The following is a 26,376-nucleotide window of genomic DNA, read 5'->3' as shown; positions in this document are numbered from 1 at the left end:
ATGCTCAACCGACTGTCACATAATACCGTTTCGGACACGGTGATCGCCGACGCCATCGCCGAGGAACTCGATCGCCAGAAGACGCAGATCGAGCTGATCGCTTCGGAAAACATCGTCTCCGCCGATGTTCTGGCGGCGCAAGGCTCGGTGTTGACCAACAAATACGCCGAGGGTTACCCCGGCAAGCGTTATTACGGCGGCTGCGAATTCGTCGACAAGGTCGAACAGGTCGCCATCGACCGGTTGAAGCAACTCTTCGGCGCGGAATTCGCCAATGTGCAGCCGCATTCCGGCGCGCAGGCCAATCAGGCGGTGTTCCTGGCGTTGCTGCAGCCGGGCGACCGGATCATGGGCATGTCGCTCGCCCATGGCGGTCATCTGACCCACGGTTCGCCGGTGACGATGTCTGGCAAGTGGTTCGATGTCGTTTCTTATGAGGTCGATGCCGAGACGCATCTGATCGACATGGAGAAGGTGCGCGCGCGAGCGTTGGAAACGAGGCCGAAGCTGATCGTGGCGGGCGCATCTGCCTATCCACGCCAGATCGATTTTGCCGGCTTCCGCAAAATAGCCGACGAAGTCGGCGCCTACCTTATGGTCGATATGGCCCATTATGCCGGTCTGATCGCCGGCGGCAAATATCCGAACCCCGTGCCGCACGCCCATGTCGTCACCTCCACCACCCACAAGACGTTGCGCGGCCCACGCGGCGGCGTGATCCTCACCAACGATGCCGATCTCGCCAAGAAGCTGAATTCGGCGGTCTTCCCCGGCAATCAGGGTGGCCCGCTGATGCATGTCATCGCCGCCAAGGCTGTGGCTTTCGGCGAGGCACTGCGCCCGGAATTTTCCGATTACGCCGGCCAGGTCGTCGCCAACGCACAGGCGCTGGCGAAGGTCCTGACCGATGGTGGGCTGGGGATCGTCTCTGGCGGAACCGACAGCCATATGGTGCTGGTCGATCTGCGCCCGAAGGGCGTCACCGGAAAGGCTGCCGAAATCGCGCTGGAGCGGGCGGGTCTCACCTGCAACAAGAACGCCATTCCCAACGATCCGGAGAAGCCCTTCGTCACCTCCGGTATCCGGCTCGGCAGCTCCGCCGGCACCACACGCGGCTTTGGTGTCGCCGAATTCGAACAGATCGGTGCGCTGATCCTGCGTGTCATCGATGCCCTGTCCAAAAATGCCGAGGGTGACGCCGCAATCGAGGCCGAGGTGCGGGCAGAGGTTGCTGCACTTTGCGAGGCCTTTCCGATCTACGGTTCGTAAGCCGCCTCGCCGGGCTTCGGCAAGTCTCAATCGCCGTCCTGACCATGGCCGGCGGTTCATCGGCGATCGGCGAGAAAGCGCAGGCGATCCGTCCGTGCGGCAAAGACCCAGGGAGCAGAATTTGACAACCTATATCATGACAGTCTCGTGCCCGGCGCGCCGTGGCATCGTCGCCGCCGTATCCGGTTACCTCGCCCGGTCCGGCTGCAACATCAATGACAGTTCGCAATTCACCGACCAGGAGACGGACCGCTTCTTCATGCGGTTGAGTTTCGTTTCCGAACAGGGATCGGGACGCGATGGGCTGCTCGACGGCTTCGGTCCCATCGCGGCCGATTTCGATATGGATTATGACATTCACGACCTCTCCCGAAAGACGAAAGTCGTGATCATGGTCTCGCGTTTCGGCCATTGCCTCAACGATCTGCTCTATCGCTCCCGCATCGGTGCGCTGCCGGTCGAGATCGTCGCGGTGATTTCCAATCATCTGGATTACCAGAAGCAGGTGGTGAACGAGGATATTCCCTTTCACCACATTCGTGTCACGCCGGAAACGAAGCCCGAGGCGGAAGCCGCGATCTTGCAGGTGGTGCGGGATACCGGAGCGGAGCTTGTGGTGCTGGCGCGTTACATGCAGATCCTGTCGGACCGGCTGTGTCAGGAAATGTCCGGCCGTATCATCAATATCCACCATTCCTTCCTGCCGTCTTTCAAGGGTGCCAACCCTTACAAGCAGGCCTATGAGCGCGGCGTGAGGCTGATCGGCGCGACCGCCCACTACGTCACTGCCGATCTCGATGAAGGGCCGATCATCGAGCAGGATACGATCCGCGTGACCCATGCCCAGAGCGCGATGGATTATGTCAGTCTTGGCCGGGATGTGGAAAGCCAAGTTCTTGCGCGGGCCATCCACGCCCATATTCATCACCGGGTCTTTCTGAACGGAAACCGAACTGTCGTCTTTCCCGCGTCCCCCGGAGAACATGTGTCCGAGCGCATGGGCTGAGCGCAGAGCCCCAGCCCATGCAATTCAGGTTTATCCCGAGCGGCTTCTCGCCCGGGATGACCTCGATCCTTTGTTCTTACTCCGCAGGTTGCTGCATTGCGGCCGCAGGGCCGGATCGTTCGTGATTTCCGGAAAGGGCGCGCTGGCCGAGCCCAATGATGACGACGGTCGAAAGGCTGGCGGCGACGGACACCCAGAAACCGTTATCCGGGCCGAAATTATCGATCACCCAGCCGGAGACGAAGGCGCCGAGCGCCATGCCGATACCGATGCCGGTCATCACCCAGGTTACACCTTCCGTCAGCATCGATTCCGGTACGCGGCGCTCGATCAGGCCGAATGAGGTGATGAAGATCGGCGAGATTGCAACGCCGCTGAGGAAAACGGCAAAAGCGAGAAGCGCAACGGAGGTGTTGGCGACAAGCAGCGGCAGGGCGGTGAGCGCAAGCACGCTGACGGCAATCAGCAATTGTCGTTGCAGGGGCATTTTGGGATTGAGCGCGCCAAGGATGAGGCCGACCACGAAGGAGCCGATTGCGTAAACGCCGATGACGAGGCTGGCGGCTTCCGGTTGACCAAGCGCCTTGGTGATTGCGACGGCGCTCACCTCGGCCGTGGCGAAAGTCGAGCCGACGAAGATCAGGGCAAGCGTGATGATCTGGACCGGCCGCAGGAAGATAGCCGAACGCTGCCGGCGGCCGCTTTCAACCGGCCGCACCTTGGGCTCGGTCGAGCGTTGCAGAAGGAAAGCAAAGGTGCCAAACGCCAGGAAGGTGGTGCTGATCATCATGCCCGCTTCCGGAAAGAGCGAAACCGCAAGTCCAACGGAAAGCGAGGCGCCGGAGATGTAGACGAGTTCATCTGCGGCGGACTCAAAGGCGAAGGCGGTGTTCAGTTCAGGTCGGTCGCGGAAGATTTCCGTCCAGCGGGCGCGCATCATGGCGGGAATGCTTGGCATGGCGGCGGCGAGGAAGGCGGAAAGGAACAGCGTCCAGGCAGGCCATTTCTGATTTGTCGCGATAATCAGTACCGCAAAGGCGATGACCGAGACGATGGTGGCGGGGATGAGGACCTTACTCTGCCCTTTGCGGTCCACCAGTCTGGAGATTTGCGGGGAGAGGGCGGCATTGGTCAATGCAAAGGTTGCCGAGACGGCGCCGGCCAGCCAATATTCGCCATGGGTCTGGGAAAGCATGGCGACGATGCCGATCGGGGCCATGGCAATGGGGAGGCGGGCGAAGAAGCCGGCGGCGGAAAAGCCTTTTGCGCCTGGAGCCCGGAAAATTTCTCTGTATGGATTAGACATCGGGATGCACCTTGTTCGAAGGGTGTCCACCACATACATACGTGGCGTATGTTAATGAAATAATTGCATACGGCGCGTATGTCAACTAATATACGTGACGTATGAGAAAAATGGAGAAGAAATGCGCAAACCTCGCAGTGAAATGATTGCCGAGACGCGGGCGAAGCTTCTGGCTACGGGCCGCAAGGCCTTTGGCAGCATCGGTTATGCTGAAGCGTCTATGGACGACTTCACCGCCGAAGCCGGTCTCACCCGTGGCGCGCTCTACCATCATTTCGGCGATAAAAAAGGCCTGCTTTCGGCCGTTGTGGCCGAAATCGACGCGGAAATGACTGCAAGGCTTTGTGATATTTCTTCGAGGGCCGATTCCCGGTGGGAGGGTTTTGTCGAGGAGAATCTCGGTTATGTGCGCATGGCTCTCGAACCGGAAATCCAGCGGATCATGTTTCGCGACGGACCGGCGGTGCTGGGTGATCCATCGCGCTGGCCAAATGCCAATGGCTGTATTTCCGCTGTCGCCCGAAGTCTGGAGGCGCTCCGGGAGGAAGGCACCATCGGTGACATCGATCCGGAGGCATGCGCCCGCTTCATCAATGCAGCAAGCAGCAGCGCCGCCCAATGGATCGCCAATTCCGACGATCCCGAAGCCACCTCGAAGCGGGCGGTTGAGAGTTTCCGGGCCTTTCTGGAAGGACTACGGATCAGGAAAGGTTGATCGATCCGGGCTATCGTTTGGTCTCGCGGGTGTCGATTGCTCCAGCGAATCGGAGGCTTGTTGAACGCGTCCGACGGCCTGTTCCGGCGGCGGATGATGAGAAACTCGAGACATCTCGATACAGTTTTTCCGACGCAAAGAAAAACCGTCCGATCCAGCCGATTTCTGTTTACTTTTGCCGAAATTGCACGCCATCACGCTTGCTGAATTCGCTGCCAGGCGTATCGCAAAACCACGGAGGATGAGATGAAGGCACTGGTGCTGGAAGAAAAGGGCAAGCTCTCGCTCAGGGATTTTGATATTCCCGGTGGAGCGGGTTCAGGTGAGCTCGGACCGAAGGATGTGCGCATCCGCACCCATACGGTTGGCATCTGCGGCTCGGACGTCCATTATTATACCCATGGCAAGATCGGTCATTTCGTCGTCAACGAGCCCATGGTCCTCGGCCACGAGGCTTCCGGCACGGTGATCGAAACCGGTTCCGATGTCACCCATCTGAAGGCGGGTGATCGCGTCTGCATGGAGCCCGGCATTCCCGATCCCACATCACGCGCCTCCAAGCTCGGCATCTACAATGTCGATCCGGCTGTCCGCTTCTGGGCGACGCCGCCGATCCATGGTTGCCTGACGCCGGAAGTCGTTCACCCCGCAGCCTTCACCTACAAGCTGCCGGACAATGTGTCCTTCGCCGAAGGCGCGATGGTCGAACCTTTCGCAATCGGCATGCAGGCGGCCCTCAGGGCACGCATTCAGCCCGGTGATATCGCCGTTGTCACGGGCGCCGGCCCGATCGGCATGATGGTTGCCCTGGCAGCATTGGCCGGCGGTTGTGCCAAGGTCATCGTTGCCGATCTCGCTCAGCCGAAGCTCGATATCATCGCCGCTTATGACGGCATCGAGACGGTCAATATCCGCGAACGCAACCTTGCCGAAGCGGTTTCGGCCGCCACGGATGGCTGGGGTTGTGATATCGTCTTCGAATGCTCGGGTGCTGCACCCGCCGTGCTTGGCATGGCGAAGCTGGCGCGGCCGGGCGGTGCCATCGTGCTTGTTGGCATGCCCGTCGATCCGGTTCCGGTCGATATTGTCGGCCTTCAGGCCAAGGAGCTGCGGGTGGAAACGGTCTTCCGTTACGCTAATGTCTACGACCGTGCCGTTGCGCTCATCGCCTCCGGCAAGGTTGACCTGAAGCCGTTGATTTCCGCGACCATTCCCTTCGAAGACAGTATCGCCGGTTTCGACCGCGCGGTGGAAGCGCGGGAAACGGATGTGAAATTGCAGATCGTCATGCCGCAATAACGGCTGAAGCCTGCCGCTGATGATTGAGCGGCAGGGACGTTGCGGAAAAGTATGAGTGTGGCCTGCCGGCATCCGGCAGGCCACACGTCAAAATTTCACCTGAAATCGTCTTCGGCTGCGCATTGTCTGGGCGCATCACGCCAAATTGAGCGGAAAATTCGCCACGCCCGCCGCGTTTATAGTCAGCCCTTTCAGACGACTCTTCAATTCTCGACAAAAAAGAGTCAAAAAAGTATCGGCAATTTCTTCGGCGTGATGTGGATGCAGAGATGCCGCACGCCATATGCTCTCATCAACGCCTTGGACGAGCCATAAAGAGGAATGGCCCGCTCCGTGAATACGGCGGACGTAAGGATGGGAGGAACTATGATGCAGCCCGATCTGGAACTGGTGCACATCCGCAAGGGCGAATCTTTCGCTGCCTGGCGGCATGGCTATCCGTTCCGTACCGTGCGCTGGCACTATCATCCCGAATACGAAATTCATCTGGTCGTCGCGACGTCAGGCACCTTTTATATTGGTGACTTCGTCGGCCGCTTCGGCCCCGGTCAGCTCATCATGACCGGCCCCAATCTCCCCCAGAACTGGATCAGCGAGATCGAGCCGGACGAAATCGTGCCGACACGCTCTCTCGTGATCCAGTTTCCGGAGAGTTTTATCGAAGATGCCTGCGCCTCCATGTCGGAAATGGAGGTCGTGCGCGGCCTCCTTGATCGCAGCCGTCGCGGTATCCTGTTTGACGACGAGACGAGCGACCGCGTTCGTCCGCTCATCCTTAGGCTTATCGAGGCGCAGGGCCTGACCCGTCTGGCGCTCTTCTGGGAAATTCTCGATCTCCTGGTCAACGCGCCGTCTTCAGAAGTGCTGGCGAGCCTGAGTTACGAGCTCGATCTGACCGGTATAGGCGATAGCGGCATCAACCGTGCACTCTCGCATCTGCGCGAACATCTGACGGAACAGGTTGAGGAAATCGATCTCGCCGACATGGTGGGCCAGAGCCCGAGCGCCTTTTCCCGCGCCTTCAAGCGCCATACGGGAACGACGCTGGTGCGCTATCGCAATCAGTTGCGCATTGATCTTGCCTGCCAGATGCTGCTGGCGGATCAGGACGTGAAAGTGGCGGAGGTCTGCTACGATGTGGGCTTTTCCAACCTTTCCAATTTCAACCGGCATTTCCTGAAATTGAAGGGAATGTCGCCGTCGAGGTTCCGAACCATTTTTGCGGCCCAGAAGGCAGCTGTGATGGCGGAGTAAACCAGCGACACATCGCCGATTTCCAAGAATTCGGGCAGAGGTCTGTCCGGAAACGGGCACCTGTTGCCCCAACTTTCCAAACGGGAGGAAGAGTGAGATGAAAATGAAATCCAAGTTTCTGATGGCGACAGCCGCAATTGCAATGATGGCCGCTCCGGCGCTGGCGCAGGAAAAGCTGAAGATCGGCATGACCTTCCAGGAACTGAACAATCCCTATTTCGTATCGATGCAGGAAGCCTTGAAGGAAGCTGCCGCCAGTATCGGCGCTGACGTCGTGGTCACCGACGCCGGCCACGATGTGGCAAAGCAGATTTCCGACGTTGAAGACATGCTTCAGCAGAAGATCGACATTCTGCTTCTGAACCCAACCGACAGCGCCGGCATCGAAGCCGCCGTACACGCCGCGAAAGCTGCGGGCGTGATCGTTGTTGCTGTCGACGCCAACGCCAACGGCCCGGTCGATACCTTCGTCGGTTCCAAGAACCGTGATGCTGGCTATCAGTCGTGCAAATATCTCGGTACGTCGTTGAACGGCAAGGGTGAGGTTGCCATCCTCGACGGTATCCCGGTCGTTCCGATCCTGCAGCGCGTCGAAGGCTGCAAGGCTGCACTCGCGGAATTCCCCGAGATCAAGCTCGTCGACACGCAGAACGGCCGTCAGGACCGCTCCGTTGCTCTCGGCGTCGTCGAAAACATGATCCAGTCGCGCCCGAACCTCGCCGGCATCTTCTCGGTGAATGACGGCGGTGCCATGGGAGCGTTGGCTGCTATCCAGGGTTCCGGCAAGGACATCAAGCTGACCTCGGTCGACGGCGCCCCGGAAGCGGTGAAGGCAATTGCAGACGGTGGTCCGTTCATCGAAACCACCGCGCAGTTCCCGCGTGACCAGGTCCGTGTCGGCCTTGCCATGGCGCTCGCCCAGAAGTGGGGTGCTCGCGTTGTGCCGAAGGAAGTACCGATCGACGTCATGGTCGTCGACAGCAAGAACGCCGGCGAGTTCAGCTGGTAAGAACGCCTCCCACGTCCCGTCCCCGCTTCATGCGGGGGCGGGGCAGTCCCGACCATTGAGGAGGGTGAAATGCTGGAACTGAATGGAATAAGAAAAAGCTTTGGCAAGATCGAAGTCCTGCGTGGCGTCGACCTTGAGGCGCGCGCCGGCGAGGTGCATGCGCTTCTGGGCGAAAACGGCGCAGGCAAGTCGACGCTGATGAAAATCCTGTGCGGCATTCTGCAGCCCTCGGAAGGGACGATCCGCATTGATGGCAAGGATCGCCGCTTCGCCAACTATGACGAGGCGATTGCCGCCGGTGTCGGCATCGTTTTTCAGGAATTCAGCCTGATCCCCTATCTCAACGCCGTGGAAAACATGTTTCTTGCCCGCGAAATCCGCGGGCCGCTGCGCCTTTTGAACAAGGGCGCGATGCGCAAGCGCGCCGCGGAAATCATGAGCCGGCTGGCGGTTGATGTTCCGCTTGACGTGCCGGTGCATCGCCTTTCGGTTGCCCAGCAACAATTTGTCGAGATCGCCAAGGCACTGTCGCTCGATGCCCGCATTCTCGTGCTCGACGAGCCGACCGCCACACTGACGCCTTCCGAGACGGAGCATCTATTCACGGTCATGCGCGAGCTGCGGCGTCAGGGTGTGGCAATCATCTTCATTTCGCACCACCTCGAGGAAATATTCGAGATCTGCGACCGCATTACCGTTCTGCGCGACGGCGAATTGATCGGTTCCTGCCTGACCTCGGAAGTCGACAATGACCGCCTGGTGGAGATGATGGTCGGTCGGCGCATCGAAGCCAGCTTTCCGCCCAAGCCGCAACTTGATCCCGCCGCCGCAAAGGTGATCGAAGTCGAAGAGCTGCAATTGAAGAAGGGCGGTCCCGTCTCGCGCTTTGCTCTGCGCAAGGGTGAGATCCTCGGCTTTGCCGGGCTCGTTGGCTCGGGCCGCACGGAAACCGTTCTCGCCATGCTCGGGGCACATTCCGCCTCGCGCCGCAAGATCAAGGTCGACGGTGTGGACACGCGCTTTTCCGGCCCTGATGAGGCGCTGATGCGCGGCATCGGCCTGCTGCCAGAAAGCCGCAAGGAAGAGGGGCTGATTACCAGCTTCTCCATCCTCCAGAATATTTCGCTGAACAACTATCGCAAGTACCGCAAGGCTCACTGGTTCCTCGATCTCAAAAAGGAACTGGAGCATACGACAAAAGCGATGGCGCAGGTGCAGGTCAAGGCGCAGGGGCCGTACGCCCGCGTCGACACGCTGTCCGGCGGCAACCAGCAGAAGATCGTGATTGCCCGCTGGCTGAACCATGACATGCGCGTCTTGATCTTCGACGAGCCGACACGCGGCATCGATGTCGGCGCAAAGGCAGAAATCTATTCGCTGATGCGCGAATTTGCCGCCAGGGGCCATTCGATCATCATGATCTCCTCGGAGCTGCCGGAAGTGATCGGCATGTCCGACCGGGTCTGCGTCTTCCGTTCCGGCGGCATCGTCGCCACCGTCGAAGGCGCAGACATCAATTCAGAAACAATAATGACAAACGCCACCACCGGGAGAGTTGAACATGTCGCTTGATGCAAACACCGGCACCGCCGCGAAAACGGGCGGCTTCAGTCTTGGCGCCATGCTGCGTTCGCCGCTCGCCCTGCCGCTGGCGGGCCTGATTGTCGTCTCAATCCTCATGGGGCTCGCGAGCGACAATTTCTTCAGCGTCAACAACATCATGAACGTGCTGCGGCAGGTATCCGTCGTCGGCATTCTGGCCGTTGGCATGACATTCGTCATCCTCACCGGCGGCATCGACCTGTCGGTCGGTGCGGTCATGGCGCTGGTCGGCACGCTGTCGGCCGGCCTGATGGTGAATACCGGACTGTCTCCCGCGGTTGCTTTGCCGGCTGGCCTCTTTATCGGGCTTGGTATCGGCATCTTCAACGGGGCGCTGGTCGCCTGGGGCAGGATGCCGGCCATCATCGTCACGCTCGCCACCATGGGCATGGCCCGTGGCCTCGGCCTCATCTATTCCGGCGGTTACCCGGTCAGCGGCATTCCGAGCTGGATTTCCTGGTTCGGCGTCGGCCGCGTTGGCATCGTTCCGGTGCCCGTTATCATCATGGTGGTGATCTATGCGGTGGCGTGGGTGCTGTTGCAGCGCACGGCCTTCGGCCGCCACGTTTATGCGCTTGGTGGTAACGAACTGGCCGCCCGTCTTTCGGGTGTGAAGACCGGGCGCGTCAAGCTTGCCGTCTATGGCATCTCCGGTGTGACGGCCGCTTTTGCCGCCCTCATCCTCACCGGCCGCCTGATGAGCGGTCAGCCCAATGCCGGTGTCGGCTTCGAACTGGACGCCATCGCGGCCGTCGTTCTCGGCGGCACGGCGATTGCCGGCGGCAGGGGCCTCATCCTCGGCACGCTCATCGGCGCGGTGCTGCTCGGCATTCTCAATAACGGCCTCAACCTGATGGGCATCAACCCCTATCTGCAGGATGTCATCAAGGGCGGCATCATTCTGCTGGCCATCTATATCGGGCGCGAATGGCGCTGAGCCGGCCTGGAAACATCTTCATAAACGCAGGAGAATTAAATGTCTGAATCGCTGCAAGGCAAGATCGCGGTCATCACCGGCGCCGCATCCGGCATCGGGCTTGCCACCACCGAAGCGCTGTTGGAACAGGGCGCAACCGTGGTCATGGTCGACTGGAACGAGAAGGCCCTGAATGATCTGGTCGCCAAGCTCGGCGACCGCGCCATCCCGCAGGTCACCAATCTGCTCGATGCCGACAGCTGCAACGCGATGATCCCGGAGATTCTCAAGAAGGTCGATCATATCGACATTCTCTATTGCAACGCCGGCACCTATATCGGCGGCGATCTCACCGAAACGACGCCCGAAGCCATCGACAAGATGCTGAATCTCAACGTCAACGCGGTCATGAAGAATGTTCATGCCGTCGTGCCGCATATGTCGGAGCGCAAGACCGGCGATATCGTCGTCACCTGCTCGATCGCCGGTCATTTCCCGACCTACTGGGAGCCGGTCTATTCCGGCTCGAAATGGGCGATCACCAGCTTCGTGCAGGGCATGCGTCGCCAGATGATCCCGCACGGCGTGCGCGTGGCGCAGGTCTCTCCCGGCCCGGTCGTTTCCGCACTTCTCGCGGACTGGCCGGAGGAAAATCTTCGCAAGGCCAAGGAATCCGGCAGCCTTATCGATGCGAGCGAAGTGGCCGATGCCGTCGTTTATATGCTGACGCGCAAACGTACCGTCACCATCCGCGACATGCTGGTCTTGCCGACCAACTTCGACCGCGTTTAATAATCTCTGAAGCGGCGGAAGAACCGGAACGGTTCCGCCGCTTTAACCTGTTTAAGCGCCGGATGATCCGCTCCGAGGAGTATCGCAAATGGCTTCCTATCTTGTTGGCGTCGATGTCGGGACCGGCTCGGCGCGGGCCGGTGTCTTTGATGTCGCGGGCAAGCTTCTCGCCACCGCCAAGCGCCCGATCAGCATGCATCGCGAGGATGGCGGCATTGCCGAACAATCGAGCGCAGAGGTGTGGCAGGCGGTCTGCGACAGCGTCCGCGAAGCCGTTTCCCGCGCCGGTATCGATCCGGCCGAGGTCGCTGGCATCGGTTTCGACGCCACCTGTTCGCTTGTCGTGCGCGGACCGGAAGATGAGACCCTGCCGGTGGGCGCACCCGATCATCCCGAGCGCGATATCATCGTCTGGATGGATCACCGCGCCGTCGAACAGGCGGAGCGTATCAATGCCGGCGAACATGCTGTGCTGAAATATGTCGGCGGCCGTATTTCCCCGGAAATGCAGACGCCGAAACTGCTGTGGCTCAGCGAAAACAGGCCCGACATCTATGCCCGGGCCGAGCATTTTTTCGACCTCACGGACTTTCTGACATGGAAGGCGTCGGGCGCGCTTGATCGCTCCGCCTGCACGGTAACTTGCAAGTGGACTTATCTCGCCCACGAAAAGCGCTGGGATGCGGAGTATTTCACCCGTATCGGGCTTGGCGATCTCGCCGAGCAGGGCTTTCGCCGCATCGGTCAAAGCGTCGTCCATCCCGGCACGGCGCTGGGTAACGGTTTGACGGAAGACGCTGCAAAAGCCATGGGTCTGGTTGCGGGCACAGCCGTTGCCGCGGGTCTGATCGACGCCCATGCCGGCGGCGTCGGCACGGTGGCTGCGGGCGGCGATGCGTCGCGATGCCTCGGTTATGTTTTCGGCACCTCGTCCTGCACCATGACGACCACCACCGAGCCCGCCTTTGTGCCGGGTGTCTGGGGGCCCTATTATTCGGCCATGGTTCCTGGCGCATGGCTGAATGAAGGCGGCCAGTCCGCTGCCGGCGCTGCCATCGATTATCTCGTGCAGCTGCACCCGGCCTATGCAGAGGCGAAGGCGCTTGCCGACAAGGAAGGCAAAGCCTTGCCGGTATGGCTCGCTGACCGGGCGCTCAATCTTGCCGCATCCGCTTCCGCTGCTGCAAAGATCACCGAGGATTTTCACGTGGTGCCGGAATTTCTCGGTAACCGCGCGCCGTTTGCCGATCCCCATGCACGCGCCGTCATCGCCGGTTACGGCACCGAGACCGGCGTGGATTCCCTCGTGGCGCTTTATGTGGCGGGTCTTCTCGGCCTCGGTTACGGGCTTCGCCAGATCATCGAAACGCAGGCCCGCAACGGCGCGCCGGTGGAAACCATCAGCGTCAGCGGCGGGGCAGGCGCTCATCCGCTTGCCCGGCAGTTGCTGGCCGATGCGACGGGGCTTCCCGTTGAACTGACCGAATGCGAAGAGCCGGTGCTTCTCGGCTCGGCCATGCTGGGCGCCGTTGCCGCTGGAACCTATCCCGACCTCATTGCCGCCATGCCGGCGATGTCGCGGATTGTAAGCTGCGCAAGGCCCGATCCTGATTTTCAAATGGTTCATCAGGTGCGTTACGACGCGTTCCTGGCGCTCCAGATCGCTGCCCGCGCCATTCGCGCCTCCAGTCATTCCTGAGCGGCTCCAAGAACTCACATCATCCGGCCGTCATGGCCGCAAGAAATAAAGAGGATTCCATGCAGTTTTCCGGAAAATCCGTCATCATCACCGGCGCAGGAAAAGGCATCGGCCGTGCCTGCGCGCAACTGATGGCCGCCCGCGGTGCGGACGTGGTGGCGATCAGCCGCACGCAGTCCGATCTCGACAGCCTGAAAAGCGAAATCGGCGGACGTTCGATCCGCGTTGATCTTGCCGATGTCGCCGCCACCCGCGCTGCGATGGCGGAGGCTGGCCCCTGCGATTTCCTCATCAACAGCGCCGGCATCAACGTGCTGGAAAGCGTGCTCAACATGAGCGACGCGGGTTATGAAGCCGTGCTGGGGATTAACTTGCGTGCGGCCCTCGTCACCTGCCAGGAATTTGCCCGCGCCCGCATCGCAAATGGCGGCGGCGGCGCCATCGTCAACATCACCTCAATCGCCGGTCATCGCGGTTTTCAGGATCACCTGTGTTATGCGGCCTCTAAGGCAGGTCTAGAGGGCGCAACGCGCGTTCTCGCCAAGGAGCTCGGGCCCCACGGTATTCGCGTCAACGCCGTCGCCCCAACAATTACGCTGACTGAACTCGCAGCGGAAGCCTGGAACGACCCCGCAAAGAGCCAGCCGATGATGGTTCGTCATCCGCTCAACCGCTTTGCGGAAGCAGAAGAGGTGGCGCAGAGCATCGCGCTCTTGCTTTCCGATGACAGCAAGATGATTTCCGGCGCCGTATTGCCTGTTGACGGCGGTTTCCTCGCTGTTTGATGTGCGCGGGAAGTCTGACGCGCAAACGCCTGCCCGACAATAAAAGAACGCCCGACAAACCGCCGGGCGCTCCTCTAAATAAATGACAATGCTATTAATGACGATGTTCTGGCATGTCCTTCAGCTGGTCCTTGGTCCATGACGTGACCGCGTGGACATCGCCGTCCTCATCCCGCATGAAATCAAGATCGCTAAGCGGTACTGCGACGGGCTTTGCGCCGATACCAAGAAAGCCGCCGACATCGATGATGGCGGTGCTGCCTGCCCCGACGCCGTGAACATGATCGACCTTGCCGACCTTGTGATCGTCTGCACCATAAACGGTGGCGCCTTCAAGAACGGACGGCGTCAATTCGGTTTCAACCAGGCGGACGTGATTGGTGTGATCCATTGTTCTTGCTCCTGTCGTGGTTTGCAGAAAACAAACTCCTCCAACGCAAAACCGTTCCATCGAATGGCGCTGGCCGGCGTCAGCCGGTGAGGTCTGGTGATTTCTCATCGGTACATTGTTGGGGTTTGCGGCAGGCGGTTTCGAAAAGGTTGCGGAATGGTCACACCTTTTCTCTGGAAGACAAGTTTTCGCTAAATTGCAACCGCTAAAGTTGTTGCGATGACGTGGCTGGATGTTATCTCTGCGTCAGGTTGAATCATCAAGGGGATGAGGGATGAAAAAGTTGGGGGCGGTTTTGCTGGTGGCTCTTTTGAGCGCATGTGCAAAGCCATCTGACGGACCGACCGCAGGCAATATCCGATCTGCGACTTTTCCTCGAACCAACGAAAAAATCCCCGTCATCGAGCTCGCGAATGCGCCGGCGGCTACGGTTTCCGCCGGAAGCCTGCAGAATGCTTCCGGCCCCGGCCTCACAGCGCTTCGCAACACCGGCTACAACGCCCAGAGATTGCGTCGCGGCGACGTGATCGACATCACCGTGCTGGATACCGGCGAAGACGGGCTTTTCTCCCCGACGCAAAGCAAGACGCTCAATCTCGGACGCTTCACGGTGGACCAGAGCGGATCGGTGAATATCCCCTTCGTAGGCAAACAGAGGGTGGTGGATTCGACACCCGAGGGGCTGCAATCGCAGGTCGTCGCCGGGCTCAAGGGATCAGCCGTGAACCCGCAGGCCGTCGTCACTGTCGTCGACAAGCCGACGAGCGCCGTCATGCTGAGCGGTGCGGTGAAAAACCCCGGCAAAATAATGCTTACCGCCCGTCAGGAGCGGGTGCTCGATGCGCTCAATCAGGCTGGCGGCCCGACCGTCGCTCCGGGCGCTGCCACGGTTACCGTCGTTCGCGGCTCGCACAGGGCGAGCGCGCCGCTTGACCGCGTCATGCGGGAAGACCGCCAGAATATCCGCCTGTCGCCGGACGATCAGATCATGATCGATGGCGATGCGGCGAGCTACACCGCGCTCGGCGCTTTCAAGAGCGCCGGCGAGTTCCAGTTCGAAGCCGGAAAACTCACGCTGGCGCAGGCTGTCGGCCGCGCCGGCGGGTTGCTTGATGACCGTGCGGACGCGCGCAATGTCTATGTCTTCCGCAACGAGATCATTCAGGTGCCGTCGGCAACCGCATCGGGCGCGAAAGGCCCGGTCGCGACGGCCACGACCATGCGGCCGGTGATTTATCACGTCAATATGCGCGATGCTTCCAGCATTGCCCTCATGCAGCTCTTCCAGATGCAGAAGGGCGATGTGCTCTATGCCAGCAACGCGCCGCTGGTGGATTCGGCCAAGCTCCTGACCGTGTTCCAGAAGAGCGTGCCGACGGCCGCAGCACCGCTTCCCGGCGGCGGCAACTGACCAATTAAGCGCTACAAAAGCTGTAGCGCTTCCATCGCCGATTGCGGACGCGACGCGGGTTCGCCCTGACAACAGGCGTCCGCAAAATCCGTCAGCCTTTGCGTTGTTCGCACCTCGCCCGTCGCGATAAGCCGCCGGGCAAGCCGCCCCACGGAGAATATATCCTGATCCGGCTTTGCGGTTGCGTCCCGCATCCGTTCCGGTGCTGCAAATTCGTGCGAGGCGGCAAAGCGCATGCCCCGGTCCGCGTGTTTTTGGCCGATTTCCAGAGCAATACCGAAATCGCCAAGCCTGCCCCTTTCGAAATCGCCATCCTCCAGCAGAATATTGGCTGGCGTGACATCGCAGTGGACGTACCCCCGTGCATGCATGGCGCTCAGCCCCTCCAGGAGGCGGCGAAGGATTGCGATCGCCTGCGGCGCGGTAACCGGCGGCTGCGATTCAAGCGATGCCAATGATTGCGGAAACCATGGCTGCAACAGGCCCGGCCGGCCATCGGCCAGTCTCAGCAGCGCCGATGTTTCTACCAGAAACGGATGGCGCAATGTCAGGCCGAGCTGCGCCTCCTCGCGTAATCTTTGCAGCAGCGCCGCGTCGTTTCTCAACGCCGGCGGCGTGGTTTTCAGGGCATGAAGGGAGCCGAGATCACGGTGCCGCACCTGCAGCAGCAGCGTGTTTTCGCTTTCGTAGGCAATCCGTTCAAGGGCAAAACTGTCGGCGATCCAGCCGGGTTTCGCATCGGAAAAATACGAGATTTTCCGGTCCAGCGCATTTCTCACCTGATCGATCAGGTCTTTCTGTTCTTCGGCAGGCCTTTCCCGCATGCCGTCATGGCGAATGCTTTGCCATAGATCGGAAAAGCGCTCGGAAACCTGCGGATAGGCAGGCCCGTCGCCCGTTTGTTTACCCTTACTCAAGCCGGCTTCCAATCACGATGGCGCTGACATTCTCGCGTGCGTCCTCGATCAACGCTTCCTGGATCAGGGCGCTGGCGCAATCCTTGATCGCAGTGTCGCCGACAATCTCGGCAATGGCTCGCTCCTTCAGGATTTGTACCAGCGGATAGCTGCACAGGAGCAGCCTGTCCTGCGCCCCCCAGTCTTCCCCGACGATATCCGGGCGGAATTGCTGGGAAAGGCCGACACATTGCGCGAGCTGCCTTTTCATGCCGACAACGACGTGATCGCGCGAAAGCTGATGCATGGTTCCGTTTTTCAGGAGATAGGCGCGCGCATCGCCGGACCACAGGACGCTCAGTCTGCGGCCGATAATGGAGGCAATGATGACGCTCGCCATCGGCCTGCCGTCGGCGCCCAGGGCTTGTCGGGAAAGAAGCAGGCTGTTGACGGTGCCGAGCTTTCCCCTGATCTGCTGCGCCATCACCCTGGGGCTTTCGGCATCGGGTGTCTCGGCAAGAGTATTTGTGGCCAGACGTGCTGCTTCCACGGCGCTGTGCGTATCGCCCTGTCCATCCGCTATGGCGAAGAGGGCAGGGGTCTGGGAAACGAAGAGCGAATCCGCGTTCAGGGAAAGCCGTGTTCCCGGGTGCGTGGCATAGCTGTAGATCACCGATGACGGCTGTTCGGTTGGCGGTGCGGGCGCGGACGTCATCACGGGCGGAGTTTTGGGTTTCGCACTTTCCTGCGCCTGTACGGATGTCGAGCGGTCCTCCTCGCTCTTGCCTGCCATGTCGCTGAAGAGGCGCAGGAAATCGGAAGCTTTCGGTTTGCCGTCGAATTTGAGACCGCGGGCACGGCGGCTGACGGGATCGATGCGCCACCAGAGGCTCGTCGGTACGCGGCCACGCACCATGTCCGCCGCATCATCATCGTCTTCCCGTGGTTTCGGCAGGCGCAGTTTCTTGACGGAGGTATTAAACCGGGACATGTCGAAATCGCCCGTCATGGATGTTTCGGCCAGCGCCTCGGCGGCCATGAACCAGGTATCGTCTAGATAGAGCGTTCTCGGGTGTTTCCGGAAGCTATTGAGCTGCGCGATGATGGCAAGCGGATATTTGCGCCCCACCCGGTCTGCACTGGGTACCAGCACGCCGGCATAGGCGCAGTTTCCCCATATCCCGTTTTCGATGATAAAGCGTATGGGCGGCGATGACGTAAATATTTCGGGCCATCGGCTCGAGAAAGTGTCCGCGCAGGCGTGCAGGCCGGATCGCATCCAGTCGTCAAATGTCCCGATCAGCTCCCGTTCAAGCCCATCGGAGATGAAGTCGCCATGGCTGGGGACCTTGCCGAAGAAGCCGATACGGTCGCTTTGCGCCGCGGTTTCGGCGGGCCTCGATGCCTGATTGGCCATCAGTCGTTATTGACCGCGTTGCTTTTCATCGTTGTTTTCATCATAGATCCCCTCCTTAAAAAACGGTGCGCTGCCCCGCCGCTAAAATTGCGCGGGGCAGGCAAAGCCGGCGATGGCGTCCAGCCTGAACGGGTTGAGAACTGAGCCGAACTGAATATCGAATTCGGCAGCCTGCCCGCCATTTGCAAATCGCACCCGCAGCAGATCGCCCGACTGGTTTTCGATGTCGGCGCCGTCGAACAGCCGGAATGGCGACCAGTCGCCGTTTTCGGTTTTCGCCTGCTGCCAGCCGCCCGGCTGGAAAGCGATGCGCGACAGGCTCGCCGTGTTTTCGCGCGAGGGCCAGGTGATCGATTTCGCCTGAATGGGGCCGTGATAATAAACCACCCGCTCGCCTTCGATTTCCAGCATCACCGCGCTGGAGGCATTGGTGAGCGAAACGGGTTTGACATTGATAGACACCGCCGGCGTCTCGCTGCCGTTCGGGAAAAAGGCGCGCGAAATCTTGTCGGCATTTTCGAACTGGGCAACGGCGCTGCTTGGAATGCCCGCGGCGCCGAAGGTGCCTTTCCAGCTCCAGGGGTTGGTCGTCTTGTCGACAAAGGCTTCCATTCGCTGTTTGAAGAAGGACTGGAAAACACCGGTCGGCCCAAAGAGACGGGTGAAATCCGCGATGGCGACATCGCGGGAAGATGACCTGTCGAAAGGATAACGCCCGGTCACGATGGAAGAGCAAAGGGATGCCGCATCGGCCGCCCAGAGTTCGGCAATGCGGCTGCGGGCGGATTTGACCGCAAGCGAGCCGACATCAGCCGCCACACCCGCCACCCACACATCGAGGGGCGCCGGCAATTCACGGGCCTGCTGCAACAGATCCTGATTGGCCTTGGTGAGTTGACTATCCACGTCGAACACCTTGGCGACTTCATCGGAGGTGGTTGCCGAACGGGCAAGCTGCTCGTTCAACATCTTGAAATGCGCGAGCAACTGTTCCGATGGCGAACCTCCGGCCTTGCCGCCATTGGCCTGCTCGCCCGTTGTGGCAGCGCCCTTCGCCGCCAGCATGTCCCGCAGTCTCGCATAGGGATCGGCTGCGTTCACCGTGGCGGCCAGAACGGCCGATGTTGCGTCGTCTTCAGCGGCGGAGGCGAGGGCGGCGGGGTCTGCTCCGGGGCGCAGATCGGTCGCCTCCGCGATCGATCTGGCAGCCTCCATCACGATATTGCGTTCATTGCCAAGCGCGCGGGTTGTTTCCACCGCGTCGCCAAGGGTCTGGGACGGCTTGACCCGAAGGTCGGCCAGCGTATCGGCCCATTTTTTCTCGAAACGGTCGAAATAGATTTGCAGCGCGGCCTGCGCCACCTGCTCGACGGTTGCGCCACGGAGTGCATCATCGGAACCGCGCACCCATCCTTCGGAAAGTGCGATGCGCGCCGCATGGGCGATCTGCGGAATGACGACGCTGCGATATCCCTCCGCCGTGAAAAGACCTTCGATACCTTCCGCCATCGGCGCTTTGCTGCGCCGCTCGAAGGCGCGCTCTCCCAGCGGGCCGAAGGCCGTGGCGGGTGTCCATTCCATCAATTCCCGCGCCTGCGGAAGACCGGCGAGAATATCATAGGCGCGCGTGCCGACAGCCTGGTTGCGAATGGTTTCACGGGCAGTTGCGATGAGCCGTGCGTCGAGCTCAATCGGGGCGAGTACGCCGTCCGCCAGCGCTTTTGCATGCTGGTCGAGCGCTTCTCTCGCCGCCGCCCTTCCATCGCCGGGATAGAGGGAGGCAAACATCTGGTGCGTCTGCACGGTCAGGAAATCGGGGTCCAGCGGACCCATGCCGCCCAGCATTCCGTAGAGCTTCAGCGAATTGAAGGTGCGCGTGACATCCTTTTCATCCTCGAGCTGTTTCTGCAGCTGCACGATCATGCGCGGCAGGAGCAGGGCATTGAGCGCGCGCTGATAGGCGTCACGCTGCCGTCCCACGATCTTGCCTTCCTGATCGAGCCCGAAACTGACGTTCCACACTCTCTCGCGGGCAAAGCCGGAATTGACATCGCGCAGATTGTCGAGCGCGGGAAGGATGCGGAGAAAATCGGCGTCTGAAACATCGCGCACGGGAATGCCCTGAACAAGCTGTTCATAAGCGCCAAGTTTGCGATCTGCTTCGGCAAGCGCCTGTGTATTGGCGAAATAGGTGAAAATCCAGCCGGTGAAGACGATGGCGACTGCTGCGGCCGAAACACCATAGGCGATGCGTCGCACCAGCAATTGCCGTCCGGAAAGGCGCTTGTCGCGCATCACCAGCGCGGCTTCGGGGAAGATGACATCCTTGAAAAGCCGCGACAGGAAGTAGCTTCGGCGGGTTCGGGGCGCTGCGGGAGACCTTTCCGTTTCCGGCTGCGTTCCCGAAGCGAGATAAACGCCACGCAAAAGCGGCGCTTCGATCAGCGGGGACCGTGCGCAAAGTTCGGTCAGAGCCTCATGGAGCCGGTCTTTCAGCCGCGCGAGTTCGGCGGGGAAGCGGAAGATGCGGCCGCGCGTCTCGGCATTCTGCTCCTGCTGCAGGCGCTCGATCAGCATCGCATCAACCCGCTGTTGCAGCAGTTCGAACTCTTCCGTCAGGCGTTGCGGTAGATCCTCGGCGGTATAGCTCTCATCCAGCTTGAAGGTCGTGCCCCACACCTGCTGGCGGTCGGTCTTGTTGAAACCGTCGAAGAATTCGACGAAACCATGCAGCAGATCGGCCTTGGTCAGCACGATATAGACCGGAACGCGGGCGTGCAGATATTCATCCAGTTCCGAAAGCCGCTGGCGGATGGAGCGCAGTTCCTGCCGTTGTTCCTCGGCGTCGCGGGTGAGAAGATCGGGGATGGACAATGTCACCAGCGCGCCGTTGATCGGCTGCGAGCGGCGATAGCGTCTCAGAAGGCCGAGGAATCCTTCCCAGCCGGCTTTGGATGAGCCATCGAGGTCATCCTGTGTGGTGTAACGGCCGGCGGTATCGATCAATATCGCCTCGTCGGCGAACCACCAGTTGCAGTTACGCGTGCCGCCGATGCCCTTCACTGCGTTTTCGCCGAGCGCATCGCCAAGCGGAAATTGCAGACCGGAATTGGTGAGCGCCGTCGTCTTGCCGGAGCCGGGTGCGCCGAAGATCACGTACCAGGGAAGGTCGTAAATATAACCGAAACGCTTTTTCGTGACCCGCCGCAGCAGCGCCAGCGCTTCCTTGAGACGCATCTGGATCTCGCCGACCTCGGCCTGGCGGTTGGCCAGGGCTTCGCGCTCGATACTGTCGACAAGGTCCTTGTCCTGCTTGCGCCCGCGATAAATGGTGACGGAGATATAAAGCAGCCAGATGGCGAGAACAATGCCGATGGCGATGAGCCGGGCCTGCGTCGTTCCCAAGGGCTTGAAATCACCCAGCGCGACCAGATAACCGTAAAACCAGATGACGATGCAGAGCGCGATCACCCATAACAGCGACAGGAAACGGCGGCCGATGAGAGCGGCATAGCTCTCGACATAGGATCGGATCGTATAAAAATAGCTCAATGGATTCATGGCTGTGCCTCTTGCGACTGCTGTCCCGAACTGTTCTGGATGGTCGGCGAGAGAATGCCGGCGTCGCTCAGTTTTTCATCGGGATTGGTCAGGACCATGATTTCCGTTCTGCGGTTGATCTGGCGGCCTTCCTCCGTTTTGTTGTCGGCGATCGGGTCGCTGTCGGCACGGCCTTCCGTCAGGATCGCCTCCGGGCCGGTGAATTGTGAAAGAATGTCCCCGACGGCCTTGGCGCGGGCTTCGGAAAGGTGCCAGTTGGACGGAAATTCCACCGTCTTGATCGGCACCGTATCGGTATAGCCGATGACAACGGCGCGGAATTTCTCAGCCGCAAGCGCGCCGCCAATACGCTGGATGAGATCGCGGAACTGCGGGCTGACATCGGCGCTGCCGGTGGAAAACAGGCCCGAATTGTTGATGCGAATGCGCAGCCGCCCGTTTACATCCGCCAGCGTGACAAGCTTCTTTTCGACTTCCGGCTGAAGGAAGGCCATCAGCTTTTCAAGCCGGGAGGGTTGCCGTGGTTCCAACGGCTTCGGCGGTTCCACGACCTTGGGCGTTTCGACGAGCGCCGGCGGCTGGGGCGGGCTTGCGATCAGCACGCTCGGCGTCTCGTTCGGTGGGAGATGAGCGAGCCTCTCGAATGTGACATCTGATGCGTTGTTGAGCGACAGCGTGAAGAAGAGATAACCAAGCGCAAAGGCAAGCGCCATCAGGGACAGCAGGGTCCACAGCGCGGCCATCGTGCGCAATGGCGTATGACGGGCTTCCACGCCTTTCCAGTGCGGCGAAAGCTCCCGTTCGAAGGTGCCGTATTGGCCAATCAGCGTCTTGTAGAGGCTGTCGCGGATGCGCGAAAGCTCCAGCGCGCCCTTTGGCGAAACGCGGGTGCGCCCTTCGAAAGCCAGCGACAGGCACAGATAGATCAGCAGCAGCAGATCCTTGCTGGCGCCGGGCGACTGGTGGAAATGGTCGAGAATGTCGAAAACCCGGTCGCCGCCGGTGACATCGTTGTGGAAGGTGGAGACAAGGCCGGAGCGCGCCCAGCCTGCCCGCACGCCCCAGGGTTTGCTCAGAACGACATCATCCACCGTGGCGCAGACGACATAGTGCGCCGCTCTTGCCCGCTCGGGGCTGATGCGGGCGGAAGCGAGATCGCGCTCGTAGCGGGTGATCGCCTCAATGCAGGCGCGGCGAAGCTGATCGGGATCCGGCTCCGCATCGCTGAAGCGCAGCAGATGCGCGAGGTTGAGCAGGGGAGCGGCCGATTGCACGAGCGTCGGTACATCGCCGCCGCCGAAATGGAAACCGGAGAGCAGCTGATCGACCGGCATGGCGGCCGCGCTTGCCTTCGGTTGCCCGGCCGGCGCGTCGGTCTCGACAATGTCTTCGAGGATCGCCGCCATGTTGCGGGCGTTCTGGTTGCGTCGGCGGCTTTCCTCGGTGATTTCGACCACCGTTGGCAAATCCTGCCAGGAGGAGGGGTTTTCCTTGCTCATTCGCGTAACGCCCACATTTCCATCTCAAGTCCGGGGAACTCGCCTGCCAGATGCAGGGCAATCGCGCCGGAGGTCTCAAGCTGCTTCCAGAGGGGCGATTGCGTGTCGATCTCGAAATAGACGGTGCCGGACCGATAGGGCAATTGCCGCGGCAGGACCGGCAGGGAGCGCACTGGAATGCCGGGCAGAGCCACATTGACCAGTTCAGAAATTCGCTCCACCGGCCCGACCTTGATCTGTGCCGGCAGACGGCGGCGAATGTCTTCGGCGGCCATATCCGCGCGCACTGCGAGCACGAAGCCGGCATCGCGCAGCAGCGTGCGATCGTGGATGGTGCCGACGCGGACGCCGTGGCGGCGCTCCACCAGTTCGATCGCCACGGCTGCCTGTTCCAGGACCGCTGACAGCAATGTGCGCAGATCGTCGAAAACCGCCCCGAAGGTGGCTTTCAAGTCCTCGTGCCGATAGGGCGGGAAATCCGTCGCCCGCTTTTTGTCCGTGGTGAAGGTTGCAAGCTCGCCGGCAAGCTGGATGCAGTCTTCGTAAAAACGGATGGGGTGAAAGCGCGTGGCGTTGGCGCAGCGATGCGCCAGCAGCGGATCGGCCCGATTGAGGATTTGCAGCAGGAAATAATCGCCCACTTCCGCCGTTCCCCTGATCGTCGGATCGCCGATGCGTTCGGCAATTGCCTGGGCGCGGTGACGCACGATCCCCAGAAGCTCCGTCAGCAATTCGTTGAGGCGGGGTGCCGCCGCGCAGCTCAGGCTCGGAGGAATGAAATCCGGGTCCAGAATGACCGCGCGATCAGAACGGACCTCGATGACCCTTGCAAGACCGATGAGATCGTAACCGGAGAGATCGTCGCCGGTTTTGAGGAATTTCAGGCTAAGACGGCCAACATCGATGGGCGCCACGAAATCCGTCTCGATATTGGTGTCGGAGACCTCATAGCTGGAGGCGGTGAAGCGCACATTGTTCGCATCGTTGCGGCCGCTGGCGGACATATCCGCCTTGCCCGGCTGCCGGGCCGGCAGGGCGAGATAGATAACGGCGTTCTTGACGCTTTCGTCGAGATCGAGCGGCGGCGGCAGGTCGGCATCTTCAGGCGCTTCGAAGGGCGTTCCATCGGGAAGAACGCCGCGCAGGTTCGACAGGGCGAATTGCCCAATCGACAACGCGCTGCGGTCCACGCCGATTTCGGCGATGCCCCACGGGAAAGGCGAGAGGTTGCGCGTGGCGTTGCGCACCAAGCGTTCGGTCCAGCGGTCGGATTGCTGAAAATGCTGAACGCGAAGAAACATGCCCTCGCTCCAGGCAACACGGTTCTCATGTCTCATCGTGGTTGTTTACCCCCCTTTGCATCGGCCTTTATCGCGTCAGGTTCCTGCGTGGGCGCGGCCTCACCGCGCGCTGCCCGCTGCAGGAACTGCCTGACCGGCAATGGACGGCCGTTTTCCTCAAATTGCTTTTTGTAAGTGGACCAGTAGTCGGTCTTCATGATCAGCCCCTGCCAGTCGCGGCGCTCGATTTTGGCACGAAGATCGTTGCCGGCATCGACAGAGGCTTCGAGAAGCCTCGGCTCGAGTTTTTGCGTGCAGCCATGGATCAGCGTTTCGAGCGAGGCGGCGAGCCGCCGCTGCTGGCGGATGAGCGTTTCCATCCGTTCGCTCAGGGAGGCTGACGAACCGTGGCCGGCGCTCTCGCCTTCAACGTCGAGAATGGCCAGACAGTCGGCGCTTTCCTGCTCCAGCACGGTCAGAAGATCGCCGATCTCCTGCGCAGTCGAAGCGCCCGCAGCCGATGTATCCTCTGGTGTCAGGTCTTCACCCGTTTCCGGGAAAACGCTGTCGAAATCCTCGTCAACTGAGGCCGAAACCGGACGAGAGATCATCACCGGCGTGTTCAGGGCGTCGGTATGTTCGTGCTCGCTGCTTGCAACCGGCTCCTCGTCCCAGTTATCCGGCAGAACGGTGCCTGTTCTACGCGCCGCGGGCGGCTCGCTCCAGCCGATCTCGACATTTCGCGAAATGGATTTCGCCTTCCGCTTCGCGCCCTCGCGCCATGTTTCGGACCAGTCGTCGGCGGAGGCGGTGTTGCCTAACACGCCGCCGGCCGAGCGGCCATTCGGGGCGATGTCGGCAAGTATCGCCGAAATGGTCAGCGGCTCGTCACTCATGCGCAGGGAAGCATCGGGATCGGAAAAATCCAGCTCGGCATCGCCGCTGATGGCAACGTGAAAAACCTGCCCGCCAATGTTGATTTGCGAACCGTCGCGGAGACGCGCGCTTTCGCCTTCCAGAAGCAGGCGGCCATCGACCAGCGTGCCGTTCGCGCTCTGGTCCAGTATCGTGAAACCTTCGCCATCGCGGCTGAGCGTGCAGTGCAGCTTGGAAACGCGCCGCTCATTGTCGTCGATCTGCCAGTCGCAATCGCGAGACCGGCCGATGACGCGGCGGCCGCGCTCGAAGCTCCACTGACTGGCTCTTGCGGCTCCGATATTTCGTGTGTCCTTGAGTGCAAGCTTCATGTTCATGCCCTCACGCGGAAATCGCCGAGCCTTCCCGCTCGGTCACCACAGCATCGGCGCTGTCTTTTTGGGCAGGCGCCACACGAGCCCAGCTGTTCCAGCCGAGGCGGGCGGGGGCATCGGGCTGGCCGAGGCGGCAAAAGGGAATGTCCTCCTTTTTCAGGATCACCTGCACATCGAAATGCAAGGCGCTTCCGACGAACAGGCGTGTCAGCGAAAATATCTCCGCAAGCCGCTTCGATCCGGGCGTCAGGGCCAGATAATCCGCATAGGCGACGGGACCGATCACGATCCGGAAGCCGCCGCTCATATCTTCGACAGCGCTTCCTGCCGTCGTGTTCTGTCCGAGCCTCAGCCCGGATGCCTGCCCGAGCTGACTTTGTTCGTGAAGCGGCAAAGCCACCCATCGCCGACGAAACTGCTCGACATTCACCGGAAGTCCCGTGAATTCGCAAAGCATGGAGGTCAGGGCCGAAACATTGCGGTTGCGGCCGGCCAGAAGGCCGCTGAAACGCAGGAGCGCATCTTCGCTCACGCCTGCCTTTTCTACCAGACCGGCTGTGCGGAACCCGGTGAGTGCAAGCAGGGTTTTGCGAAAACCGTTCTCCCGCTGCTCGGCCGACCAGCGCAATCCCCTTGCGAGGCGGTATTTTTCGGTCGCGGATACAAACAGTTCGCTGAACCTTACCGCGAACAGATTGAAGAAGCTTGCCAGCGCGCCGGAGCGACTGCGCTCTTCCCGCTGCAGCAATTCGCCATAGACCGGCGGCAGCGAACCGAGCGGCCCGACAATGGGCGCGAAGGCGGATTTCAGTTCGGCCTGGCCGCGTTTGCGGTTGAAACCGCTGATCGCCAGCGGGGTCGGCTGTGTTCCGCCATGAGCGCCGACGACAATCCCATCATCCGCCGAAACCAGCTGGGCGACGCGAAACGCGGTGGCGGGCTCAAAACGGCCGGGATCGTCGCTGAGAAGCGCGGCCTGCCGGTCTTTCATGGTTGGCGTCTGCTGTTCCATCCCGGTC

At 60.9% G+C, this 26,376-nt stretch carries 20 protein-coding genes and 1 pseudogene; 12 read left to right on the top strand and 9 right to left on the bottom strand.

What is annotated here, in order from left to right; translation table 11 throughout:
- Complete coding sequence (gene glyA / locus AGR1_RS22945) at positions 1 to 1,269, top strand: serine hydroxymethyltransferase (RefSeq protein WP_149148337.1); 1,269 nt, start codon at positions 1 to 3, stop codon at positions 1,267 to 1,269.
- A 121-nt stretch (positions 1,270 to 1,390) separates the two neighbouring features.
- Entirely contained in the window at positions 1,391 to 2,275 is an 885-nt protein-coding gene (gene purU, locus AGR1_RS22940; protein ID WP_149148336.1) for a formyltetrahydrofolate deformylase, read from the top strand.
- Positions 2,276 to 2,351: 76 nt separating this feature from the next.
- Here the strand turns inward: purU and AGR1_RS22935 are convergent, their stop codons facing one another.
- Positions 2,352 to 3,581, bottom strand: a complete 1,230-nt coding sequence (locus AGR1_RS22935) for an MFS transporter (RefSeq protein WP_149148335.1) — start codon at positions 3,579 to 3,581, stop codon at positions 2,352 to 2,354.
- Positions 3,582 to 3,702: 121 nt separating this feature from the next.
- Between AGR1_RS22935 and AGR1_RS22930 the strand changes: the two genes are divergently transcribed.
- From AGR1_RS22930 to AGR1_RS22890, 9 genes are all read left to right on the top strand, one after another.
- Complete coding sequence (locus AGR1_RS22930; protein ID WP_162520527.1) at positions 3,703 to 4,296, top strand: TetR/AcrR family transcriptional regulator; 594 nt, start codon at positions 3,703 to 3,705, stop codon at positions 4,294 to 4,296.
- 246 nt (positions 4,297 to 4,542) lie between these two features.
- Entirely contained in the window at positions 4,543 to 5,595 is a 1,053-nt protein-coding gene (locus tag AGR1_RS22925; RefSeq protein WP_137411859.1) for an NAD(P)-dependent alcohol dehydrogenase, read from the top strand.
- Positions 5,596 to 5,964: 369 nt separating this feature from the next.
- Positions 5,965 to 6,849: an AraC family transcriptional regulator gene (locus tag AGR1_RS22920; RefSeq protein ID WP_077983140.1), complete on the top strand. Its 885-nt coding sequence runs from the start codon at positions 5,965 to 5,967 to the stop codon at positions 6,847 to 6,849.
- Positions 6,850 to 6,946: 97 nt separating this feature from the next.
- On the top strand, positions 6,947 to 7,858 hold the full coding sequence (locus AGR1_RS22915; RefSeq protein ID WP_077983139.1) for an ABC transporter substrate-binding protein: 912 nt from the start codon (positions 6,947 to 6,949) through the stop codon (positions 7,856 to 7,858).
- Positions 7,859 to 7,927: 69 nt separating this feature from the next.
- Positions 7,928 to 9,430: a sugar ABC transporter ATP-binding protein gene (locus AGR1_RS22910; RefSeq protein ID WP_077983138.1), complete on the top strand. Its 1,503-nt coding sequence runs from the start codon at positions 7,928 to 7,930 to the stop codon at positions 9,428 to 9,430.
- On the top strand, positions 9,420 to 10,397 hold the full coding sequence (locus AGR1_RS22905; RefSeq protein WP_137411860.1) for a ribose ABC transporter permease: 978 nt from the start codon (positions 9,420 to 9,422) through the stop codon (positions 10,395 to 10,397). Before AGR1_RS22910 ends, AGR1_RS22905 begins: the two co-directional genes overlap by 11 nt.
- Before the next feature lie 39 nt (positions 10,398 to 10,436).
- Entirely contained in the window at positions 10,437 to 11,168 is a 732-nt protein-coding gene (locus AGR1_RS22900; RefSeq protein WP_065654942.1) for an SDR family oxidoreductase, read from the top strand.
- Between the two features lie 88 nt (positions 11,169 to 11,256).
- The gene (locus AGR1_RS22895; protein WP_149148334.1) at positions 11,257 to 12,867 is read left to right on the top strand and encodes an FGGY-family carbohydrate kinase; all 1,611 of its coding nucleotides are present in this window, start codon (positions 11,257 to 11,259) and stop codon (positions 12,865 to 12,867) included.
- 59 nt (positions 12,868 to 12,926) lie between these two features.
- Positions 12,927 to 13,652 carry an SDR family oxidoreductase gene (locus tag AGR1_RS22890; protein ID WP_080794037.1) on the top strand — a complete coding sequence of 242 codons (726 nt, stop codon included), beginning with the start codon at positions 12,927 to 12,929 and terminating at the stop codon, positions 13,650 to 13,652.
- A gap of 94 nt (positions 13,653 to 13,746) precedes the next feature.
- Here the strand turns inward: AGR1_RS22890 and AGR1_RS22885 are convergent, their stop codons facing one another.
- On the bottom strand, positions 13,747 to 14,043 hold the full coding sequence (locus AGR1_RS22885; protein WP_003522015.1) for a PRC-barrel domain-containing protein: 297 nt from the start codon (positions 14,041 to 14,043) through the stop codon (positions 13,747 to 13,749).
- Between the two features lie 274 nt (positions 14,044 to 14,317).
- Here AGR1_RS22885 and AGR1_RS22880 point away from each other — a divergent pair, with 274 nt between their 5' ends.
- Complete coding sequence (locus AGR1_RS22880) at positions 14,318 to 15,454, top strand: polysaccharide biosynthesis/export family protein (RefSeq protein WP_149148333.1); 1,137 nt, start codon at positions 14,318 to 14,320, stop codon at positions 15,452 to 15,454.
- A gap of 11 nt (positions 15,455 to 15,465) precedes the next feature.
- On the opposite strand, the gene AGR1_RS22875 is transcribed toward AGR1_RS22880, so the two are convergent.
- The 7 genes and pseudogenes from AGR1_RS22875 to tssG form a co-directional block, all read right to left on the bottom strand.
- Positions 15,466 to 16,371: a protein kinase gene (locus tag AGR1_RS22875; protein WP_149148332.1), complete on the bottom strand. Its 906-nt coding sequence runs from the start codon at positions 16,369 to 16,371 to the stop codon at positions 15,466 to 15,468.
- Complete coding sequence (tagF, locus tag AGR1_RS22870) at positions 16,364 to 17,767, bottom strand: type VI secretion system-associated protein TagF (protein WP_149148331.1); 1,404 nt, start codon at positions 17,765 to 17,767, stop codon at positions 16,364 to 16,366. The genes AGR1_RS22875 and tagF overlap by 8 nt, the downstream gene beginning before the upstream one ends.
- 81 nt (positions 17,768 to 17,848) lie before the next feature.
- Complete coding sequence (tssM, locus tag AGR1_RS22865) at positions 17,849 to 21,328, bottom strand: type VI secretion system membrane subunit TssM (protein WP_149148330.1); 3,480 nt, start codon at positions 21,326 to 21,328, stop codon at positions 17,849 to 17,851.
- A complete protein-coding gene (tssL, locus tag AGR1_RS22860) occupies positions 21,325 to 22,827 on the bottom strand; it encodes a type VI secretion system protein TssL, long form (RefSeq protein ID WP_149148329.1) in 1,503 nt (500 codons plus the stop codon). Before tssL ends, tssM begins: the two co-directional genes overlap by 4 nt.
- Positions 22,824 to 24,164 (bottom strand): type VI secretion system baseplate subunit TssK, encoded by a 1,341-nt coding sequence (gene tssK / locus AGR1_RS22855; RefSeq protein WP_149148328.1) that lies wholly within the window; start codon positions 24,162 to 24,164, stop codon positions 22,824 to 22,826. Before tssK ends, tssL begins: the two co-directional genes overlap by 4 nt.
- Positions 24,154 to 25,360 (bottom strand): annotated as a pseudogene (locus AGR1_RS22850) (FHA domain-containing protein). Before AGR1_RS22850 ends, tssK begins: the two are co-directional and overlap by 11 nt.
- Positions 25,361 to 25,364: 4 nt before the next feature.
- Positions 25,365 to 26,369, bottom strand: a complete 1,005-nt coding sequence (gene tssG / locus AGR1_RS22845; protein ID WP_149148327.1) for a type VI secretion system baseplate subunit TssG — start codon at positions 26,367 to 26,369, stop codon at positions 25,365 to 25,367.
- Between the last annotated feature and the right edge of the window lie 7 nt (positions 26,370 to 26,376).

Source organism: Agrobacterium sp. B1(2019), from assembly GCF_008274755.1.
Lineage (GTDB): Bacteria > Pseudomonadota > Alphaproteobacteria > Rhizobiales > Rhizobiaceae > Agrobacterium > Agrobacterium salinitolerans.
Note: the sequence above shows the minus strand (reverse complement) of the source record. Positions and strands in the feature narration are given on the sequence as shown.

Excerpts from the sequence above, each read along its gene's own strand:
- AGR1_RS22895 (WP_149148334.1), top strand. The coding sequence starts at position 11,257 with ATGGCTTCCTATCTTGTTGGCGTCGATGTCGGGACCGGCTCGGCGCGG.
- AGR1_RS22935 (WP_149148335.1), bottom strand. The coding sequence starts at position 3,581 with ATGTCTAATCCATACAGAGAAATTTTCCGGGCTCCAGGCGCAAAAGGC.
- AGR1_RS22885 (WP_003522015.1), bottom strand. The coding sequence starts at position 14,043 with ATGGATCACACCAATCACGTCCGCCTGGTTGAAACCGAATTGACGCCG.
- AGR1_RS22905 (WP_137411860.1), top strand. The coding sequence starts at position 9,420 with ATGTCGCTTGATGCAAACACCGGCACCGCCGCGAAAACGGGCGGCTTC.
- tssL (WP_149148329.1), bottom strand. The coding sequence starts at position 22,827 with ATGAGCAAGGAAAACCCCTCCTCCTGGCAGGATTTGCCAACGGTGGTC.
- glyA (WP_149148337.1), top strand. The coding sequence starts at position 1 with ATGCTCAACCGACTGTCACATAATACCGTTTCGGACACGGTGATCGCC.
- tssM (WP_149148330.1), bottom strand. The coding sequence starts at position 21,328 with ATGAATCCATTGAGCTATTTTTATACGATCCGATCCTATGTCGAGAGC.
- AGR1_RS22880 (WP_149148333.1), top strand. The coding sequence starts at position 14,318 with ATGAAAAAGTTGGGGGCGGTTTTGCTGGTGGCTCTTTTGAGCGCATGT.
- AGR1_RS22910 (WP_077983138.1), top strand. The coding sequence starts at position 7,928 with ATGCTGGAACTGAATGGAATAAGAAAAAGCTTTGGCAAGATCGAAGTC.
- AGR1_RS22915 (WP_077983139.1), top strand. The coding sequence starts at position 6,947 with ATGAAAATGAAATCCAAGTTTCTGATGGCGACAGCCGCAATTGCAATG.
- AGR1_RS22930 (WP_162520527.1), top strand. The coding sequence starts at position 3,703 with ATGCGCAAACCTCGCAGTGAAATGATTGCCGAGACGCGGGCGAAGCTT.
- tagF (WP_149148331.1), bottom strand. The coding sequence starts at position 17,767 with ATGGCCAATCAGGCATCGAGGCCCGCCGAAACCGCGGCGCAAAGCGAC.
- tssK (WP_149148328.1), bottom strand. The coding sequence starts at position 24,164 with ATGAGACATGAGAACCGTGTTGCCTGGAGCGAGGGCATGTTTCTTCGC.
- tssG (WP_149148327.1), bottom strand. The coding sequence starts at position 26,369 with ATGGAACAGCAGACGCCAACCATGAAAGACCGGCAGGCCGCGCTTCTC.
- AGR1_RS22920 (WP_077983140.1), top strand. The coding sequence starts at position 5,965 with ATGCAGCCCGATCTGGAACTGGTGCACATCCGCAAGGGCGAATCTTTC.
- AGR1_RS22900 (WP_065654942.1), top strand. The coding sequence starts at position 10,437 with ATGTCTGAATCGCTGCAAGGCAAGATCGCGGTCATCACCGGCGCCGCA.
- AGR1_RS22890 (WP_080794037.1), top strand. The coding sequence starts at position 12,927 with ATGCAGTTTTCCGGAAAATCCGTCATCATCACCGGCGCAGGAAAAGGC.
- AGR1_RS22925 (WP_137411859.1), top strand. The coding sequence starts at position 4,543 with ATGAAGGCACTGGTGCTGGAAGAAAAGGGCAAGCTCTCGCTCAGGGAT.